The following is an 18367-nucleotide window of genomic DNA, read 5'->3' on the forward strand; positions in this document are numbered from 1 at the left end:
TGTCAGCCCGTCACCAGCTGGTCTTCCTCGCCCCAGATCGAATCGTAAACGATGTCGACAAGGCTGGCTCTTGTGACAATCCCGACTAAATGATGCTGTTCATCTACGACCGGAACATACTTAATTCCTCGCTTTAAAATTTTGCGGACCGTATCGCGAAGCAGTGTTCCGCGCTCGACCGTATACAGGTCTGGACAGAGCACATCGCCGACAAGACTCGCTTTTTTACGATTCTGATCAATGATTTCCACATCGACATAACCTTGCAGCACATTCAGGTCATCCACGACAAGCAAGGAATCGACACGATGCTCTCTCATCAGCTGAATTGCATGCGAAAGCGTTTTGTCCGGTGTGACGGTTACAGGCTTTTTGTTCATCATTTGCTCGACGCGCTCAATGTCTGGCCTTGATTGCAATAATCGTTCTTTGCCGATAAACTCTTCGACAAATTCATTGGCCGGATTTCGGAGAATGTCATCAGGAGTGCCGGCTTGGACGATCTCTCCCGCTTTTAAAATCACGATCCGATCGGCAAGCTTAATCGCTTCATCCATATCGTGTGTGACAAACACTATCGTTTTGTTTAACGTTCTTTGCAGTTTTTTGAATTCTTCCTGAAGCGAATCACGCGTAATGGGGTCTAGCGCTCCGAAGGGTTCATCCATGAGAATAAGCGGGGGTTCCGCCGCCAGCGCGCGCAGCACGCCGATTCTTTGCTGCTGTCCGCCGCTCAGCTCGTGAGGATAGCGGTCTAAATATTCAGGGCCCATATCGACAAGCTTTAACAGCTCACGCGCCCGTTCTTTCCGCTTTTCTTCCGGCCATTTCAGCAGCTTCGGCACGAGGGAAATATTCTGCTGAATGGTCATATGGGGGAAAAGTCCGATCTGCTGGATAACATAGCCGATTTTTCTCCTCAGCTCGACCGGGTCCTGCTCCATAATATTGTCGCCGTCGATAAAGATCTTTCCCGATGACGGCTCTATTAATCTGTTAATCATTTTCATCGTCGTCGTTTTTCCGCAGCCGCTCGGCCCGATAAAACAAATAAACTCGCCTTTGGCGATATCTAAATTGATGCTGTTAACAGCTTTTTTTCCGCCTTTATACGTTTTTGATACATTTTCTAATCTCAGCAATCCGTGCACCTCCGTAAGGTTTCCGTTATTTTTCTGAAAAGTATAATCTTTATTATAAGATAAAATTTGTAAAATAAAAAGTTTACAATGTGTTGAAATTATATAAAATATACGTATTATTTCATGTTATCCCGCTGACAATGCCGACGTTCTTAAAATCGCTCGCAATAGCTCGCACATCCTGCAACATCACCTTTTTCAACAACTGTAAAAAATATGATATATTGACAGCATGAAAAGCCAGTGAAGGGATGATCAGCTTGGAAAAAAACGTTCTTGATATTATCGAACATGCTGAAGAGCATCTCATTGAGAGAATCGCTGAAAACATGCATACATTCGGAATGCCGTCTACACTGGGGCGCGTGCTCGGTATTATTTATATGAATCGAAAGCCGATGACGTTAAATGAGCTGTCGGAAGCGACCGGGATGAGCAAAACAAGAATGAGCCAGGTCGTCCGCGAGATGACGGATGCCAACCTTGCTGAAAAGGTGTTTGAAAAAGGCGTTCGAAAAGACCTTTACGACGTGGAGCAGGATTACTACCAGACGTTTATCTCCCTGTTTAAGGCAAATTGGACAAAGGTGGTCAGCAGAAATAAAACGCTTTATAAAAAGCTGAACCGTGAGCTGACGGATCTTCTCGAGTCAGAAAACCTCAGCCCCGAAATCGAGGACAAAGTCTGTCAGCTTTTGGATGAATTGAAGGAATGGCTCAATTATTATGATTGGCTGAGCCGCTTGATTGAATTTTTCGAGAGTGAAGAAGTGTTTCAATATGTTCCGAAAACAATAAAAAGCAGCTCCCAGAAGTAACCGGGACCTGCTTTTTTCTGTCAGGAGACCAATACAGGAAACATGCCTTTCAAGCCGGCGCCGATCATGCCGATCGCCACCACCGCCAATATCAGCCCCATCAGCCGTGTAATAACGTTCATTTCGGTTTTGCCGAGCTTATTGCTGATAAAGGAGGAATAGTGAAAGAAAACAAATGTCATCAAAATGACGGCGGCAATGCCGATGAGCACACTGACATAATGAGTGATTCCGCCGTGGCCCGCTGACAGGCTCATTACCGTGGCAATCGTACCCGGCCCGGCAATAATCGGAATGGATAAAGGCGTTACGGAGATATCCGCCTTTTCTTTGCTTTCTTTATGCTCATCGTTATGAAGGGACTGCACATGAGATTCCTTCGCGTTCAAAAGATTATAAGCGATGCCGAAAATGAAAATACCGCCGGCCACACGAAGCGCGTGAATATTAATATCAAACAGCTTAAATATGAGATGGCCGAAGATTAAAAAGGCCGCCAAAATGATAAACGACAGCACGGCAGCCTTGCGCGCGATCGCTGTTCTTTCTTCACGCGTGTACCCTTCTGTCAATGTAATAAAAATCGGCACGTTGCCAATCGGGTTGGACACCGCAAATAGAGAAATAAAGACATGGATGATAAGTGAAAACATGAGTACCTCCTTATGTCGTATCGTACCGTTATTGATTTATTTTTTGTTACCGGCTGTTTCTTATGCATGATTTTTACCCCGGCGGCGCCTTTTTGTAACGTCAGCCGGCAGACTCGGCACCTGATGAAACAGAAAAAAACCGCCCGAGTATTGAGCGGTTTTTTCCAATTGCTATTTCCATAATCTTTTGCCGAATTTCAACAGCCGATAAAGCATTTTTAACTTTTTAAGCATCTTTTAAATTCCTTGTCACCCTGAATCAGTCTAAGCGGAGGGAAACTATTTTCCTCACGTCATCATTAAGATTTTACCATAATGTGTACTTTTTCACTAATATCAATGCCATATGCCTTATTTTCAAATTTGAATTTTTAGTAGTGAAGCATCAGAAAAAGAGAACTCTTGTATTTTTGGATATATCAGTTACATCTATTCTATTTTCTTTTATAATGTAAATATTAGAACAAAATCCCTATATTCCATGTAAAAGGAGTTTTAGCATGTATTGCCCTCAATGCGGCCATCAAACAGATGGCGGAAAGTTTTGTGAAAAATGCGGAGCGCCTCAGCCCGGCCAAGCAGGCGCAGGCCATGTGCAAGGCCAGGCAGCACAAGCCGGGGCTGCCGCAAAGAAAGCCTCAAAGCAATTTGCTTCATTCGGCTTGGATGTTTTAAAAAGACCTTATCAGACATGCAAAATGACAGGCGGCGAACAGCTTGTCAGCAGCATCATCACAATGGTGCTTTTCTGCCTTGTGACACCGGTTATGCTGTATATCCTTTTATCAGACGGCTTTCGCGACATCAGTTTTGCAGGAACTGTGCTGAAACCGGCGCTTACCTTTGCTTTGTTTATTTTCTGTCTTCATCTCCTGATTTTTATCGCTTTGAAAGCCGGCGGAGCACAGGTCTCATTTAAAGATTCGATCTCAAGATTCGGCGCGTTTTTGATCCCGTTTACAGCCATTTTGCTTCTCGCACTCATATTAATGTTACTGCACACAACCGTTTGTTTTACCGTTCTTGCTGTCGGCCTGATCGGCGCGGCGTTCGCCATTCCTCCTCTCATGCTGGCGAGTTATCAGCATTTGCTTACGTCAAAAGCGGATATCGTCTATTCTGTCATCGTTATTTATTTGATCATTTGCGTTACGTTCCAGTATAGCGTCAAGCATTATGTAAAGGAACTCATCAGCTATTTCCTATTCTGAAAAAGAAATCCCCGCCGCCTGATCGGTGCCGGGGATTCTTTTTATTGAATGGATGTTAAATAAATTCTTCCGTTTTTGACAACGCCGCTGTACGTCCAGTTATAGGTTCTCAGCTTCGGGCTGCCGCCGGCTTTTGTAATATAAAACTCTTCGTATGTTTTAATCGTGATATGCGAGCCGTGTTGGCTGAAGCTTTTCACAGTAACATCGTTAAACACTTCTGTTGTTCCCTCGCTGTGTAATTTTTTGACCAGTTTTTGCTGATCGGCATACAAAGGGCTTCCTTCTTCCAAATTGCCCGCCATAATGGCGAATTCATTAAGATCGACGGCGCTCGATTGATTTGTCAGGTAGTCAGACATAAAGGATGTGACTTGATCTCTTGTGACGCTGCCGGAAGCTGTGTTTCCTTTGGATGATGCCCATGCGGATGTGCAGGTTTCCGGCTGGTCATTTTTTATCTTTTTCACATTAGTCCCTAAAGAATCTGAGGCCGGATCAGCTTTTTCAAAAACCCATTTTTTATGTTTTTTATCATATGAGAGCATATAATGAAAGCTCGGCTCCGACTCTTCCATATCAGGCTTCGTATTCTCGTCGAAATAAGCCGACTGATGAAGCTCTTTACCCGTAACAGTTACTTGCCAATTGCCGTTCTCTTGAGAAATCGCAAATGAATCAAGATCAAAGTCTGTCTCTTTATACTGATCCTTCAGAAAAGTGCCGGAGCTCTTCATGCCGGAAACCGCTTCTTTCGTCTGCTCTTTCCACGCTGAGCCAGCCTCGGTCATCTGGTCAATATTGCCGCCTGCCATGGCTTTCGTATACTGTTTCGTTGTTTTGACAATCGTGTCCATGATTGTTTTTTGTGTATCTTGATCAGGAATAAGCGTTAATTCCATATCAGTGCTGTTGATCGGGACATCGGCAGTTTTTGTTTTCCCCCAAGGAAAATCCGCTTCCACAGCGGCGGTCATCGAACCGTCAGTCAAAAGCGGCCCGTATGTGACCGATTTGAATGGGTCTTTATGGATGGACTTTCCATTAATCTGCAGATCACCCTTGGCGTTTTTAAAGCGGTCAGCTAACGTGAACGTCACATCCTCGGCGTCTAACGGCAGGTCAAGATCGAAATTTCTGCTGCCCACAGCTTGTATATCTTCTTTTTTCACCACGTCAACAACATCATTTTTAAGCTTGGCTTCCGCTGTATAATCACCAGGTGTGTACGGCCCGAAGGTTTGGGTTCCGCCGGCTTTTTTAACCGAGCCTGTTTTTCCCTTATTTATGTACAGATCGGCGCCTTTATAATTGCTCGTCACACGGAAATAGACCGGGTCGATTTTCAGCTCATAATGATCAAAAAACAGCAGTGTTTTCCCTTCTTTTTCCGCGTAGACGGCATCTTTTTCTGACGAAGCTCCGCGCAGGGAGGAAATCAGCTCATCATGTTTCTTTACATATGTGAGAAGCGGTTTTACATTGCTCTCATTTAACGTCAGCTTGCTGTCTGAAGGGGTCAGAAGCGCTGACAGCTTTTTGGCGTCCCCGTCATGAACCGCCTGCTCGAATTGATCAACAAGCCTTTTCTTTGAGGTCAAGCAGGCCCCTGTTTTATATGCGGCAAAAAATATGATAAGAGCCGCGGCAATGCTGCTCCATATTAAGATCGTTTTTTTAGGGATCGGTTTTCTCGGATGAGGTGCAGTTTCAGCGGCGCTTGCTGTCTCCTGCTGTTCCGGCCCGCCTCCTCCCCCGATCGATTTTCCGCATTCTTTACAAAAACGCGCCTCTTCCGTATTCTGCTGGCCGCAATGCTTACAAAAAAACATGACTTTCCTCCTATTCAATTCTACTAACTTGTATAACATTTCCTGTCTTACATATTTTATAATAAAATAGAATGAAATTGGAGCGTATTAAAAAAATAGATGTCTATCATCAAAAAAGGGGGAATGAACATGCAAGAGCTCAACATTCAAAAAACGACAGAGACAAATGAGGCATTATATGATCTGCTGCTTCTCGCCGATCCGTCGAAAGAAATTGTAGATGAATATCTTGTCAGAGGTGAATGCTATACGGCTTGGGCCTCTGATGAGCTTGCCGGGATTTATGTTTTATTAAAAACAAGGCCCCAAACGATAGAAATAGTAAATATCGCGGTGAAAGAATCTTTGCAGAATCGGGGATTCGGAAAGAAGCTCGTGAAAGATGCCATTGAAAAAGCAAGGCAATCAGGGGCTGACACGATCGAAATCGGCACTGGCAATTCCAGCATTCATCAGCTGTCACTCTATCAAAAATGCGGATTTCGCCTTCAGGCTATCGACCATGATTTTTTTATCAGACACTATGATGAGGAAATTTTTGAAAATGGCATTCAATGCCGGGATATGGTGAGGCTTTATTTGGATTTATCATGAAAAAGGGGTGCCGACTGACAATCGGCACCCCTTTTGTGCAAAGCTCATACGGACTGATTGGCTTTTTTCTCCGTATTCCTTTGAAGCCCTTGTCTAACAGAAAAAAAGAGAAAAACCAGTGTAAGGGTCAGCCCGACCGCCGCAAAAACAGAGTCCGCATTCATCATAAGCAGAAGGGCCGTGTAGACAGCGGCCGAAAGCGGCTCACCCATTTTTACAATAGAAAAAATAAGCGCAAAGATTCTTCCGAAATATGCGGTCGGAACGGTTTTCTGAAAATACAGCACCGTTTGCACATCGATATACGAAATAATAATGCCTAGCACCAAAAAGATGACGCATTCAAATCCGTCAAGCGGAAAAAACAACACCATGATGAGCAGTCCCGCTGCCGTTAAGGTTCGCGGGTACAGCCGTTCAAGCCGTTTTGTATTCCATTTAAAAAATACGGCCAGATTGCCCAACAGCATCCCCGCCTGAAACATTGCGTACATGATGGCAAACCAAACGGAATAGTTCTGATGAAAACGCTCCACTGCAAGAATCGGTCCCATAACTGAAATTAAGCCGGCAATAACGAGATTAACGATAAAAAAATATCCGACCGATGTCAGCCAGGCCGCATTTCCTTTAAGCATTCTATAGCCGGCCTTGACATCTTCAGACCCTTTGCTTTTTTGGCCTTCCGGTTCGGAAATTCGAATGAATGCGATCAGTGCCGCTGAGATAAAAAAAGCTGTTCCGTTTATTGTGAACAGCAAACCGAACGGTATAGCCGCAAGCAAGACACCGCTGATAAGCTTCCCCACGATCAGTCCGATGAGGTCACTCGTATTCATTAAAGATGTCGCCTGATCAAGATGCTTTTGGCGGACAAGCAGCGGAATGAGCGCGACTTTTGCCGGAGCAAACAGCATCGATTGCAAAGATAAACAAAAGGCGCACGCTCCGGCTATCCATACGGTTAACAAATTGTTTGCGCTGAGCACCGCCAAGAGAATCATAATGACCGCTCGCCCCATATTGCACAAATATAAGATAGACTTTTTTCGAAACAAATCGATCAGCGGCCCCGTAAACACTCCAAATGTTAACGGCACGAGTTCGATAAAAGAAATAACGCCGACAAGTATTTTGCTTCCGGTCAAATCCAAAACCAACAGCGGGAGCGCAATCAGCCAGACACCGTCCGCTGCTGAAGAAAACACCTGCGCACACCAAAGCCTCGCATAGTTCGGTGTTCGGTACGTCATATCAGGCTCTTTTTTTGTCCTGTTCATCAGATACACCGCCGAACCATTCCAGTGTTCTCCATGATTCTTGTCTTTCTGTATAATCCGTTTCCATCACCTCAAATACGATGCCTATGTCTTCATCCCGATAAAGCTCTTTTAATGTATCAGCAGCTTGTCTGAGCAGCCCTTCGGCTATCGTTCCTTCTTGAGGATGCCTGCCTTCAAGACAGCGGACATCGCCGTGCGGGAACGCAAGCTGGCGAAACGAGCTAAAGTGATAGTGCTTAATGCTTTCTCTTATAGAAAGGAACTGAAAAAAATCAGGATATCTCAGCTTATCATCTCTAAACATAAGCGAGGAAGATAAGTGAGTCTGGTAGGTAATCGCCCAGTGGCACAAATCCCACGTAATGCCGACATGTTTTAAACGCAATTGGACCAACTCTTCGAAATCCTCGGGATAGATAAAAATCGGGTCAAAATCTTCACCGAGATTTCCGATGATCGGAAGGTTTTCTACACCGATCCAAATGTCTGTCCCTTTCAGCTGCTCATCAAACTCTGCAAAAAATTCAATGATTTTTTTACGGTTCCCCTCTAAATCATAGTTTTGAAATTCTTCAACTGTCATGAATTGATTGGCGTGAACCGTTATGCCCTTGGCGCCATATTTAACAGCAAGCTCAGCAAAATGAAGGAGCTGTTTTTTAATATGTTCTTCATGAACATAATCGGCATTGTCCGTCGGAAAATGCAGTGTCAATAATGACGGTTCAAGCTGTTTTGCGTTTTCCAGCGTCTGATTAATTTTTATCATATAATCCGTTTCTTCAAAAGAACGTCCGTCAAAAATGTTAGCTTCCAGACCGTATCCTGCTTCCACCCATTTTTTATCGATTTGCTTCGGATCAAGTCCGAAAAACGGAATTTGAGCAATCATAAGACAGTCACCATGTTCCTCTCACAAGCATAAACGCTTCCGCGGCTGCAAAACCCGATTTTGCCCCCCACACATATGCGTTATGTTCTATCGCCTGCAAAGAACGCGGATGAGGGAAATCTCTTAGCTCTGAGCCGTAACATGCCATAGCCTTCAGCTTCGTATCAAGCTCTTCCTCTATATTAATGAAGAAATTGGCGTGGAATTGATCTTTCTGTAAATAGTTCCATTCCGTCGAAGATAATGTTTCGTAGGCTAAAACTTGCTTTACGGAATGGCCGGGAAGCGGACGGGTTGCCGTCATCACCGCTCTGAATACGACAGAATGGTCAATATTAATGTCACCGCCATACTGGGTGTACACAATGTCAGGCTGAAAACGCTCGATTTGTTTTTCTGCTTCCTTCACTACATCCAGCAAATCCATTGAATCCAGTCTGTTATCAGGCAGATTTAACCTGACAAAATCATGTATGCCGAGAGTGCTGAGCGCTTGTTCTGTTTCATTTTTGGAGTGCTGCATAATGGAATCCTCAGGCTTCTCATAATCAGCTTTTCTTGACGATTTGCCTTCTGCCATAATGACTGCCGACACACTGTCCCCTTGGCGAACATGTTTGGCAAGCGCGCCGCCGACGCCGATAATTTCATCGTCGGGATGCGCCGCAAATACCATTACTTTCATCGTATTGTCCTCCTTTGACTAACATTTCAGCTGTATCCGCCCCGCAATTCATCAGCATATCGAGCATGGAGAGATAAGGGATATGCTCTCCGAATAACTGAGGATAGTCAATATCCCTTATTTGCTGATACTCAATCAAAATTCCGTTTCTCTCAAAATCGCTTTCTATTAAATAATCCGATCCCTGACTGCCTGAATAATAACGCCCTGCCCCAAGCTCCTTACAAAGAGCCAGCACGAAATCACTCTTTTTTTCCTTACGGCATTCAAGCTCAGAGACATAACAGATAGGCGTTTCGATGCGAAGTTCTTGCCGAAAAAATTGAATAATGTGCATATTCAAATCATGCAGGTATTCCCACTCCCGCTGATAGACATCTTTAAAAAAATGCTGATATTGTTCAAAATAGGGAGCTTTCGCATAATTCATTTGTATAGCCATCCAATGTTTTTTCTGCCAGTCTTGTGTCTGATCGATTTTCATATATCGAAGCTCAATATCCTTGTAATTCTTCATTTGCAAAGGAACCGTCAGCCATCTGGGGCCTTGCGGCGTTTTAATTCTGTTGCGATTGAGAAATCCTTTTTTCTCAAATTGAGCTGTGTCATGAATGGCAAACAGGTCCGACTTATACATCTTTTCAAAAAAACCGTACCACGGCATATAGCTTGATTGGTGGCCGCTTACTGCTTTCACTCCGCTCTCGTAAAATGTCGACATCGTTTTTCTTCAGCTCCCCAATATCGTTTCGGTCTCGCGATTTCCTTACTGTGAGAGTAGCCAAAATCAGCCCAATGAAGTTTATTGCGGATCGCGAATTGCAGGGCGTCACGCATCAATAAATAGGAGGCCTGCGCTTTTTTGCCGGCGAGGCTGTTCACATTCTGCCAATAATAGAAATGGGAGCCGTCATAGAGAAAAATACTGCTGCTGATCAGCTTTTGCTCCAGAAATGCTCCCACCCAATAAACTCGGTCCGCAAGGCTATCAAGAAGCTTCTGGAAAAATGCCGGACTCAAAACATAAGCTGAGCCGATTGCCGCTGTATGTTCTTTGTATAGTTCATAAAACTCTCCAAGTTCTTTCTGCCCGATTTGCCGGACGATAACGCTCTCCTTTTCAGCATATCTGACTGCTGTACGTGCTTTTCCGGAAATACTCGTCCATAGTTCGTCAAACGTGTCCGGGAGCGCCAGTATATGTGTCATCTTATCCGTCCACTCGGATTCGGATTCTCCAATGAAAGATGTTTGACCGTATGGAAGCAGCAGTCGGGACATCTTTTGGCCGAATATTGCCTGGATTTCACTTTGCAGCCATTCAAATGATATAGGACGATCTGAGATGACACCGCCATATCCGATCATGCTGCCGCTCAATGTGCCCCTTTGCTCAAAAATCGGCATATAGATTACTTGTCCTCCGTCCGTTGTCAGTCTGACAGGGTGAAATGACGTTTCGGGGAGCTCTTCCATAAGCTTTCCCCAATCATAGCTTTGAAACAATCCCGCCTGATACATGTCAGCGGCCCGATCCCATACCTGCCGGCTCGTGCATACTGCTGTTTTTTGCATATTTATCACCACTATTCAGTTCTTATTCTTTTTCTCTGCATACGATAAAACGGATTCGGCTATATACCTTATCTGTCCTTGATCAAGAGGCGGTTTGAATGGCAGGGAAAGGACCCTTTTCCAAAGCGGGTTTTTCTCTCCCTGTCCTGCATATGTTTCATAAATCGGAATGAGTTCGAGAGGGAGATAGTTCCAGCACGTTTGAATCCCTCTTTCAGCTAAATAAACAGAGCACCTGTACCGCTCCTCATCTTTGGGGAATACAATTGTTAAATAATTCAAATACTCTCCCTTTTGAGGCTGAATCATCTTTATGCCGTACTCCTCTTCCGCCTGTGTAAATATTTCTCCTGCTGTCTCTAAGTTTTGTGCGGCAGCTGTTACAAGCTGATCTATACGCGTCAGCTGATAGTCAATAATGGCTTCTCTTGCCGGATGCATGCGCAGCACAGGTACTGGGGCTGGAACATCCGGCAGGGCTTCAAGCTTTGTGGCTTTTATGGAAGGCATCATACCCGCTTTCTTCAATACATACGAAATGGGCTGCTGCCGTTTGAGTTTCATTAAGGCTTGAATTCTTTGTTGCCTCATATATAATCGATAATCAGCTGCCACCTGGCTGCGCCGTTCCATTGGCGGACTGGTATTTTGCCGCAGTAATTCTTTCGGCGCTATTAAAGCACCGCCTCCGATGCTGCCAAGCGGCTTGGACGGGCCAAAACTTAATATGCCGAAATCGCCCAGGCCGCCGGCATATGTTCCCGATTGTTTCGTAAACATCGCTTGAGCGGCGTCGTCAATGATATAAATGCCGTTTTCCTTCGCCCAGCTGATGATGTCAGTATTTTCTCTTCGGCCGTATACATGCGTCAATATAATGGCACAAGTATGCCGCTTCGCTTTTTTTTTGACATCTGCGAGTGATAATGATAAATGATCATCCAGCTGCGCAAAAACAGGCCTCGCGCCGGATTGCAGCACAGCATCAATGACATTCGGACAGCTGAAGGATGAAAAAATCACTTCTTTCCCCGGTCCGGCTCCCGAGTACGCCAAAGCGAGCACCAACGCCGCACTGCCGCTGGATGTCAGTACAATTCCTTTCCCATAACGTTTTTCCAATTTTTCGGCCAGTCCGCTTTTTTTAGCTGTAAGCAAATGTTTCACTGCATGCAGATGGCCTTTGCCTGAAAGCTGCCCCGGATAAATGGGAAACTTGATCTGTTCAGGGTGCCTAGGATAATGGAAGTTTGTGTTTTTGTCTTTCATCTTTTATGATCCTCAGACCTTCATCCAGACCTACTTTCGGAGCGTAACCAAGCAAACGTTTTGCCTTCTCGATGGAAGGCGCCCGTTTAAAAATCTCGATATCTTTTCCTCTCACTCCGTCTTCACCGAGTTTTTTAAACATGTAGTTTTCCTTATTTCTGCCTGAGATCTGATTGACTTTCTCAGCCAGTTCTTTTATCGTGATCGGCTGGTCGTTGCCGATATTGAAGTCTTCAAAGACATCTCCTTTATGGATGAGTGCCAAATATGTTCCGGTGACAATATCACTGATATAGCTGAAGCATCGGATCTGGCCGCCGTCGCCGTAAAGCGGCAGCTCGCATCCATTCTCTGCCAAGCTGAAAAATTTGTTTATGACAAAATCCTCCCTCTGCCTCGGCCCGTATACATTAAAATACCGGACGACCCGCACATCCAATCCGTCTGATGCCTGATCTCTCAAATATTCCTCTGATTGCAGCTTTGCTTTTCCATAAGCCGATTTCGGAAGCTTTCGGCTCGTCTCGGTATAGGGAAAATCAGGTGAATCTCCGAACACCTCAGAGCTTGATGAGAAGAGCAGAGTGTCTATCCCTAATTCCCTGCATATCTCGGTGACGTTTTTCGTGCCTTCAAAGTTGACCCGTATGACGTCTTCTTCATTGCTTCGGCAGCTGTCTACTCCGACCATCGCCGCTAAATGGACAACCGCATCCGCCCCCCGCAATGATTCACGGAGTGACTGTCGGTCTAGAATATTCGTATGGCGATAAGCCGTATCGAAATCCGGCTTTTTTTGATCTGCAATAATCGTCTGATAGCCCTTACTTTGTAATAGTGCCGCTAATTCACTTCCAATAAAACCGGCTCCGCCGATGATGGCAATGTGTTTCATTGTCCGACCTCCTGGCTGATAGTCAAAACTTCTTTTATAGACTTCACGATATATTCGCAATCCTCATCTGATAATTGGCTGTAAAGGGGAAGCGATACGATTTCAGGGAAAATTCGTTCGGTTACAGGCAATACAGCGGGAAAATGCTCTTTATAATAAGGGTGCATATGCACCGGGATAAAGTGGACGCTAAGCCCGATATTTTTTTCTTTCATTTTCTCGATAAACAGATCTCTGTCCATGCCGCCGCTTTCTTGAATCCGTAAAATAAATAAATGCCATGAGTGCGTGATTCCGTTCGGAATGTCAATCAGCGGGAGCACGGCTTTGGCTGATTGATTTGATAGCTCAGCCGCGTAATATTGCGCGATCTGTTCCCGTTTTTCTTGGATTTCAACTGCTCTATTCAGCTGAACCAGCCCAAGTGCAGCCTGAATATCCGTCATATTGTATTTAAAACCCGGCAGTAAAACGTCATATCTCCAGCTGCCTTTTTCGCCGTAGCGGTTCCAAGCATTTTTTGTAATGCCGTGCCAGCCGTACAGTCTCGCTTTCTCAGCAGCCTGTTCGTCTTTCACAACTAGAGCTCCGCCTTCACCCGTTGTAATATTTTTAGTGGCGTAAAAGCTGAAGCACACAGCATCGCCATGAGTGCCGATCATGTCACCGTTATATCTTGTCCCGAGCGCGTGTGCGGCATCTTCAATTAAATACAGTTCATTTTCTTTACAAATTGAATGAAGCTTTCCCAAATCAGCCGGATAACCGGCAAAGTGAACGGCAATAACCGCTTTTGTGCGCGGCGTTATTTTTTGTCTGACATCCTCCGGGTCTGCACATAAATCCTTCTCGCAAATATCCGCAAAAACCGGTACGGCTCCTACATGCAGGATGACATTGACACTTGAACAGAACGTAAAGCTCGGCACAATGACTTCATCGCCTTCTCCTACACCGAGTGCAAGTAAAGCCATATGTAATGCAGCGGTGCCTGAATTACAGCTGATTACGTGTTCTGCTCCTATGAATTCCCCTAATCTTTTTTCGAAATCTATTACCTTCGGGCCTTTCGAAATCCATCCCGATTGAATCGTTTCAGCTACGCTTGCTATTTCTTCATTTGTTATATCAGGTCTGTGAAAAGAGATAAATCGCTTACTAATGACTGTTCCCTCCTATAATGTGACAAGCTTGCAACTGTCAGCTGTTTTTTCCCGGCATACATTTCTCGTATCAAAAATAATCGGTGAGGCATCCTGCAAGACGCTGTAGTCTATAACATCATGGTCAGTATGAATAATGATGACATCATATTGATTGATTTGTTCTTTTGTGAGAGGGACAGAATGCTTGATACTGCCGTCGTTCAAGCGGATTTCCCTGATAAACGGATCGTGATAATCTATCGTGCAGCCCTTGTCCATCAATTCCCCGATAATCGTAAACGCCGAGGATTCGCGCGAATCATTTGTATTTTTTTTATAAGCCGCCCCTATTAATAAGATGCTGCATTTTTCTTTGCCGGCTAATTTCAAAGCATAGTCAGACACAGAAATCGGCATTTTAGAATTGATTTCATCAGCCAGATCAATCAATTTTGTTTGCAGCCCCTTTTGATTAGCGATCCACTTAAAATAAAAAGGGTCAATCGGGATACAGTGGCCGCCTACTCCCGGGCCTGGGCTGAATTTTTGAAAGCCGAACGGCTTCGTGTCCGCCGCGTTGATGACTTCCCATATATCAATATGAAGTTCACGGCAATTAAGCGCCATTTCATTGATGAGAGCTATATTTACATAACGGTAGGTATTCTCTAGGAGTTTAGCTGTTTCTGCTACTTCAGGTGAGGTGACCGGATGAATGCTGGTAACGATAGTGCTGTAAAACGCTGAGGCAAGTTCCGTACAATTCTGTGTTATTCCGCCGACTACTTTAGGAATATCAGAAACTTCATATTGGCTGTTGCCCGGGTCGATTCTTTCTGGAGAATAAGCCGTGAAAAAGTCTGTTCCTATTTTCATTTGGCGGCTGGATTCCATTCTTTCGGCAATCTTTTTTTTCGTTGTACCAGGATAAGTGGTGCTTTCTAAAATTAAAAGCTGATTTGGCTTTCCATAAGCAATCATGCTGTCAACTGCACTGTCGATGTAGGTTAAATCGGGGATCTTATCTTTTTTGTCCAGGGGTGTCGGTACACATATCACAATAATGTCGCATTTTTCGATGAGAGACATGTTGGCACTGACTTGAAAACGCTTTGTTTGTAAAGCCTCTTTCAGTCTATTGTCCTCTATATCATTAATATGGCTTCGTCCGTCGGCTAGCAAGGAGATTTTTTCACTGTTTTTGTCGAAACCGATAACGCTGTATCCTTTATTGACACATTCCAGCGCAAGAGGAAATCCTACATAACCCATGCCTAATACGCCTACAATCGCCTGCTTCGTTTCAATCAGATTTAAAAGCCGTTTATGATCGAGGTTGCTGACTTCTTTTGTGACAGTATTCATTTTTCGCCCCCTAATAGATAGAAAAGGATATTATTTTACAATTTAAAACAAATATCGATCGATATCGTTATTATAACAAAAGTTAAAATTTGATAAATAGGTTTTACATCCTTTTGTTAATTAGGCATTAAATAGCCATTTTTCTTTTATTTGTAAATGATGTACCCATAATAAGGAATATACAAGGGAATAAGTAAGAACATATCCCTCATTTGAAAGAATATACTGAAAATAAAAAAAGCAGGCCGAAACCTGCTTTTTATTGCTGAATTGCCTCTGAGACAGCAGCAGAAACAAGTGCTCCCGCTTCCTTCAATCTTTCCTTGCTGATGTGTTTCATATTATCATTTACGGTGTGATACCAAGGCCCGGGCTCATTTGTTTCAGGGCTGAGCCAAATCCAGTTAGCCGAAGGAATTCCCGCTTCATAAAAAGAGACGTGGTCCGAGTATCCCAGCTGAATAAGACTTGGCTTGATAAGATGCAATTTTTCAGCAGCACTCTCAGCGTAGCGGACACTCGGGTTTTGCTTGCCGTCCGGAGTAGTGACACACATTTGACTGGCTTCTTTCCAGTCAGTCGCGATCATATCTGCGTTAAAGTTGGCTTGGCTATGGTTAATTTCATCCTTAGTGAGCGTACTGACGTAATAGGATGAACCCGCAGACCATAATTCTTCTGCACCGAATAGGATAAAGCGAATCTCTTTATTTTTCGGAAGGTGTTTAAGCTGCTTGCTTATTTCCAGTACCGCAGACGTGCCTGATGCGTTGTCATCAGCTCCGGGCGCTCCTTTTACGCTGTCATAATGCGCTGTAACATAAATAATATCAGGATGTTTTGAATGTGCTGCTTTGCGCGTCCCTATTACATTTTGTGATGTGCGGTTTTTATAGTCCTTGAACTGAATGACAGACTGCTTTTCTTTCAGCAATGCTTCTCCGTCTTCTTTTTTCATACCCGCCGCCGGTATAGTTGTTCCTTTGTCGCCGTGGGGACGGACAGCAAGCGGTTTTGTTGTTCGATTATAAATAATAACTGCTTTGGCTCCCGCTTCTTCGGCATGTTTTATTTTTTGTGAAATAGAGATCTTTCCTTCACGTATAACCGCAATCTTTCCTTTGGCTCCTATTAAATCATCGCTTAATCCCCAGTCACCATTATAGACGGGGGCGTCTATTTTCACCTCATTCTCTACAGCGGATTTATCTGCTGACCGAATCGGAAATTCATGATCGCCTGCCGTGACAGAGCCTGAAAAATATCTTTTTAATTGAAATGGCTGTACCCGGACAGCGGCACCCTCAGCCCGCAGCCGATTTGATACATATTCAGCTGCTTCCTTTTCTTTATCAGTCCCTGTTTCACGCGGTCCGATCGTTTCACTTAGATCATAAATGGTTTCTAATGCACGATCAGCATCAAAAACCGGCTCCATACCTCTGGAATGAGCATGGGTTTCGTACAGCGGCCCTGCTGTCGCTCCCCATATGACACTTGCGGCTATGGCCGCTGACATGAATGCAAATTTCATCAAAATCCCTCCTCTTATTAACTCCTTTTCCTTTCGATCGAATCGTAATGATTCCTTTAAAAAGGAGAAAAATGAATAATAATGACCAAATGAAGCTGATCAAAAAGGAGGGGAATATCCCGGGACTATAAAAAAAACCGCCGAGAGAATATCTCGGCAGTCTTTGATTATTTATTCAAGTTATAGAAAGAGTTGATACCGTGGAACTGAGCAGTTTCAGCCAGCTGGTCTTCGATGCGAAGAAGCTGGTTGTATTTCGCAACACGGTCCGTACGTGACGGAGCACCTGTTTTGATTTGGCCTGCGTTTGTTGCCACAGCGATGTCAGCGATTGTGCTGTCTTCTGTTTCACCTGAACGGTGAGAGATAACGGCAGTATAGCCTGCGCGTTTCGCCATTTCGATTGCATCGAAGGTTTCAGTCAATGTACCGATTTGGTTTACTTTGATCAGGATAGAGTTGCCTACGCCGTTTTTGATACCTTCAGCAAGCTTTTTCGTGTTTGTAACGAAAAGGTCGTCACCGACAAGCTGAACTTTTTTGCCAAGACGCTCAGTAAGAAGCTTATGGCCTTCCCAGTCGTTTTCGTCAAGACCGTCTTCGATAGAGATGATTGGGTATTTAGAAACCATTTCTTCGTACCAGTCAACCATTTCAGCAGATGTTTTCACAACGCCTTCGCCAGACAGATGGTATTTGCCGTCTTCTTTGTTGTAGAACTCGGAAGATGCAGCATCCATTGCAAGTTTGACTTCTTCGCCAGGTTTGAAGCCGGCTTTTTCGATTGCTTCAACAATTGTTTGAAGAGCTTCTTCGTTAGAACCAAGGTTTGGAGCGAATCCGCCTTCATCACCTACAGCTGTGTTCATTCCTTTAGCAGAAAGAACTGATTTCAGGCTGTGGAAGATTTGAGCGCCCATGCGAAGCGCTTCACGGAAGTTAGGCGCGCCTACAGGCATAATCATGAATTCTTGAATGTCTACGTTGTTGTCAGCATGCTCTCCGCCGTTTACGATGTTCATCATCGGTACAGGAAGTGTTTTTGAGTTGAATCCTCCAAGATACTGATAAAGAGGAATCTGTAAGAAATCAGCAGCAGCGCGGGCAACAGCCATAGATACGCCAAGGATTGCGTTAGCGCCAAGCTTGCCTTTGTTTTCAGTACCGTCAAGCTCAATTAAAAGCTGGTCGATTGCATTTTGTTCTGTTACGTCAAAGCCGAGAAGCTCTGGAGAAATGATTTCATTTACGTTGTTAACCGCAGTTAACACGCCTTTTCCAAGGTAACGGTCTTTGTCGCCGTCACGAAGCTCAACTGCTTCGTATTCACCTGTAGAAGCACCGCTTGGAACTAAAGCGCGGCCGAATGCTCCTGTTTCTGTATATACTTCAACTTCAACTGTTGGATTGCCGCGGGAGTCTAATACTTCGCGTGCATAAACATCAACAATGTATGGCATGTGTTTGTCTCTCC

17 protein-coding genes are annotated in these 18367 nt (G+C 44.4%); 3 read left to right on the forward strand and 14 right to left on the reverse strand.

Translation table 11 applies throughout. The annotated features are described in order from the left end of the window. Positions 1–2 precede the first annotated feature (2 nt). The gene (opuCA, locus tag J7E26_RS01905) at positions 3–1142 is read right to left on the reverse strand and encodes a betaine/proline/choline family ABC transporter ATP-binding protein (protein WP_214802940.1); all 1140 of its coding nucleotides are present in this window, start codon (positions 1140–1142) and stop codon (positions 3–5) included. A gap of 260 nt (positions 1143–1402) precedes the next feature. Between opuCA and J7E26_RS01910 the strand changes: the two genes are divergently transcribed. Then, positions 1403–1960 carry a GbsR/MarR family transcriptional regulator gene (locus tag J7E26_RS01910; RefSeq protein WP_214802937.1) on the forward strand — a complete coding sequence of 186 codons (558 nt, stop codon included), beginning with the start codon at positions 1403–1405 and terminating at the stop codon, positions 1958–1960. Between the two features lie 20 nt (positions 1961–1980). Here J7E26_RS01910 and J7E26_RS01915 read toward each other — a convergent pair whose 3' ends face one another. After that, a complete protein-coding gene (locus J7E26_RS01915; protein ID WP_214802934.1) occupies positions 1981–2613 on the reverse strand; it encodes an NAAT family transporter in 633 nt (210 codons plus the stop codon). Positions 2614–3113: 500 nt separating this feature from the next. Between J7E26_RS01915 and J7E26_RS01920 the strand changes: the two genes are divergently transcribed. Continuing rightward, positions 3114–3824, forward strand: a complete 711-nt coding sequence (locus tag J7E26_RS01920) for a zinc ribbon domain-containing protein (protein ID WP_214802931.1) — start codon at positions 3114–3116, stop codon at positions 3822–3824. A gap of 41 nt (positions 3825–3865) precedes the next feature. Here the strand turns inward: J7E26_RS01920 and J7E26_RS01925 are convergent, their stop codons facing one another. Beyond that, positions 3866–5656, reverse strand: coding sequence for a zinc ribbon domain-containing protein (locus J7E26_RS01925; protein ID WP_214802902.1), 1791 nt, complete (start codon positions 5654–5656; stop codon positions 3866–3868). Positions 5657–5779: 123 nt separating this feature from the next. Here J7E26_RS01925 and J7E26_RS01930 point away from each other — a divergent pair, with 123 nt between their 5' ends. Continuing rightward, complete coding sequence (locus J7E26_RS01930; RefSeq protein WP_214802899.1) at positions 5780–6250, forward strand: GNAT family N-acetyltransferase; 471 nt, start codon at positions 5780–5782, stop codon at positions 6248–6250. A 44-nt stretch (positions 6251–6294) separates the two neighbouring features. On the opposite strand, the gene J7E26_RS01935 is transcribed toward J7E26_RS01930, so the two are convergent. The 11 genes from J7E26_RS01935 to eno all read right to left on the reverse strand — a co-directional run bounded on the left by J7E26_RS01935 (position 6295) and on the right by eno (position 18353). After that, entirely contained in the window at positions 6295–7530 is a 1236-nt protein-coding gene (locus J7E26_RS01935; protein ID WP_214813001.1) for an MFS transporter, read from the reverse strand. Continuing rightward, on the reverse strand, positions 7505–8425 hold the full coding sequence (locus tag J7E26_RS01940; RefSeq protein ID WP_214802894.1) for a TIM barrel protein: 921 nt from the start codon (positions 8423–8425) through the stop codon (positions 7505–7507). Before J7E26_RS01940 ends, J7E26_RS01935 begins: the two co-directional genes overlap by 26 nt. Before the next feature lie 7 nt (positions 8426–8432). Next, on the reverse strand, positions 8433–9110 hold the full coding sequence (locus tag J7E26_RS01945) for a PIG-L deacetylase family protein (protein ID WP_214802891.1): 678 nt from the start codon (positions 9108–9110) through the stop codon (positions 8433–8435). After that, positions 9073–9831 carry a WbqC family protein gene (locus tag J7E26_RS01950; RefSeq protein WP_214813003.1) on the reverse strand — a complete coding sequence of 253 codons (759 nt, stop codon included), beginning with the start codon at positions 9829–9831 and terminating at the stop codon, positions 9073–9075. Before J7E26_RS01950 ends, J7E26_RS01945 begins: the two co-directional genes overlap by 38 nt. Further along, positions 9804–10685: a peptidoglycan bridge formation glycyltransferase FemA/FemB family protein gene (locus tag J7E26_RS01955; protein WP_214802885.1), complete on the reverse strand. Its 882-nt coding sequence runs from the start codon at positions 10683–10685 to the stop codon at positions 9804–9806. The genes J7E26_RS01950 and J7E26_RS01955 overlap by 28 nt, the downstream gene beginning before the upstream one ends. Positions 10686–10700: 15 nt before the next feature. Next, positions 10701–11954, reverse strand: coding sequence for an aminotransferase class V-fold PLP-dependent enzyme (locus J7E26_RS01960; protein ID WP_214802882.1), 1254 nt, complete (start codon positions 11952–11954; stop codon positions 10701–10703). Further along, complete coding sequence (locus J7E26_RS01965) at positions 11920–12849, reverse strand: NAD-dependent epimerase/dehydratase family protein (RefSeq protein WP_214802879.1); 930 nt, start codon at positions 12847–12849, stop codon at positions 11920–11922. The genes J7E26_RS01960 and J7E26_RS01965 overlap by 35 nt, the downstream gene beginning before the upstream one ends. Beyond that, positions 12846–14012, reverse strand: a complete 1167-nt coding sequence (locus J7E26_RS01970) for a DegT/DnrJ/EryC1/StrS family aminotransferase (RefSeq protein WP_214803103.1) — start codon at positions 14010–14012, stop codon at positions 12846–12848. Before J7E26_RS01970 ends, J7E26_RS01965 begins: the two co-directional genes overlap by 4 nt. 12 nt (positions 14013–14024) lie before the next feature. Further along, on the reverse strand, positions 14025–15359 hold the full coding sequence (locus J7E26_RS01975) for a nucleotide sugar dehydrogenase (protein ID WP_214802876.1): 1335 nt from the start codon (positions 15357–15359) through the stop codon (positions 14025–14027). A gap of 259 nt (positions 15360–15618) precedes the next feature. Next, entirely contained in the window at positions 15619–16893 is a 1275-nt protein-coding gene (locus J7E26_RS01980) for a M20/M25/M40 family metallo-hydrolase (RefSeq protein WP_214802873.1), read from the reverse strand. A 167-nt stretch (positions 16894–17060) separates the two neighbouring features. After that, entirely contained in the window at positions 17061–18353 is a 1293-nt protein-coding gene (gene eno / locus J7E26_RS01985) for a phosphopyruvate hydratase (protein ID WP_061521628.1), read from the reverse strand. Positions 18354–18367: the final 14 nt, after the last annotated feature.

Source organism: Bacillus sp. ISL-51 (assembly GCF_018613535.1).
Taxonomy (GTDB): Bacteria; Bacillota; Bacilli; order Bacillales; family Bacillaceae; genus Bacillus.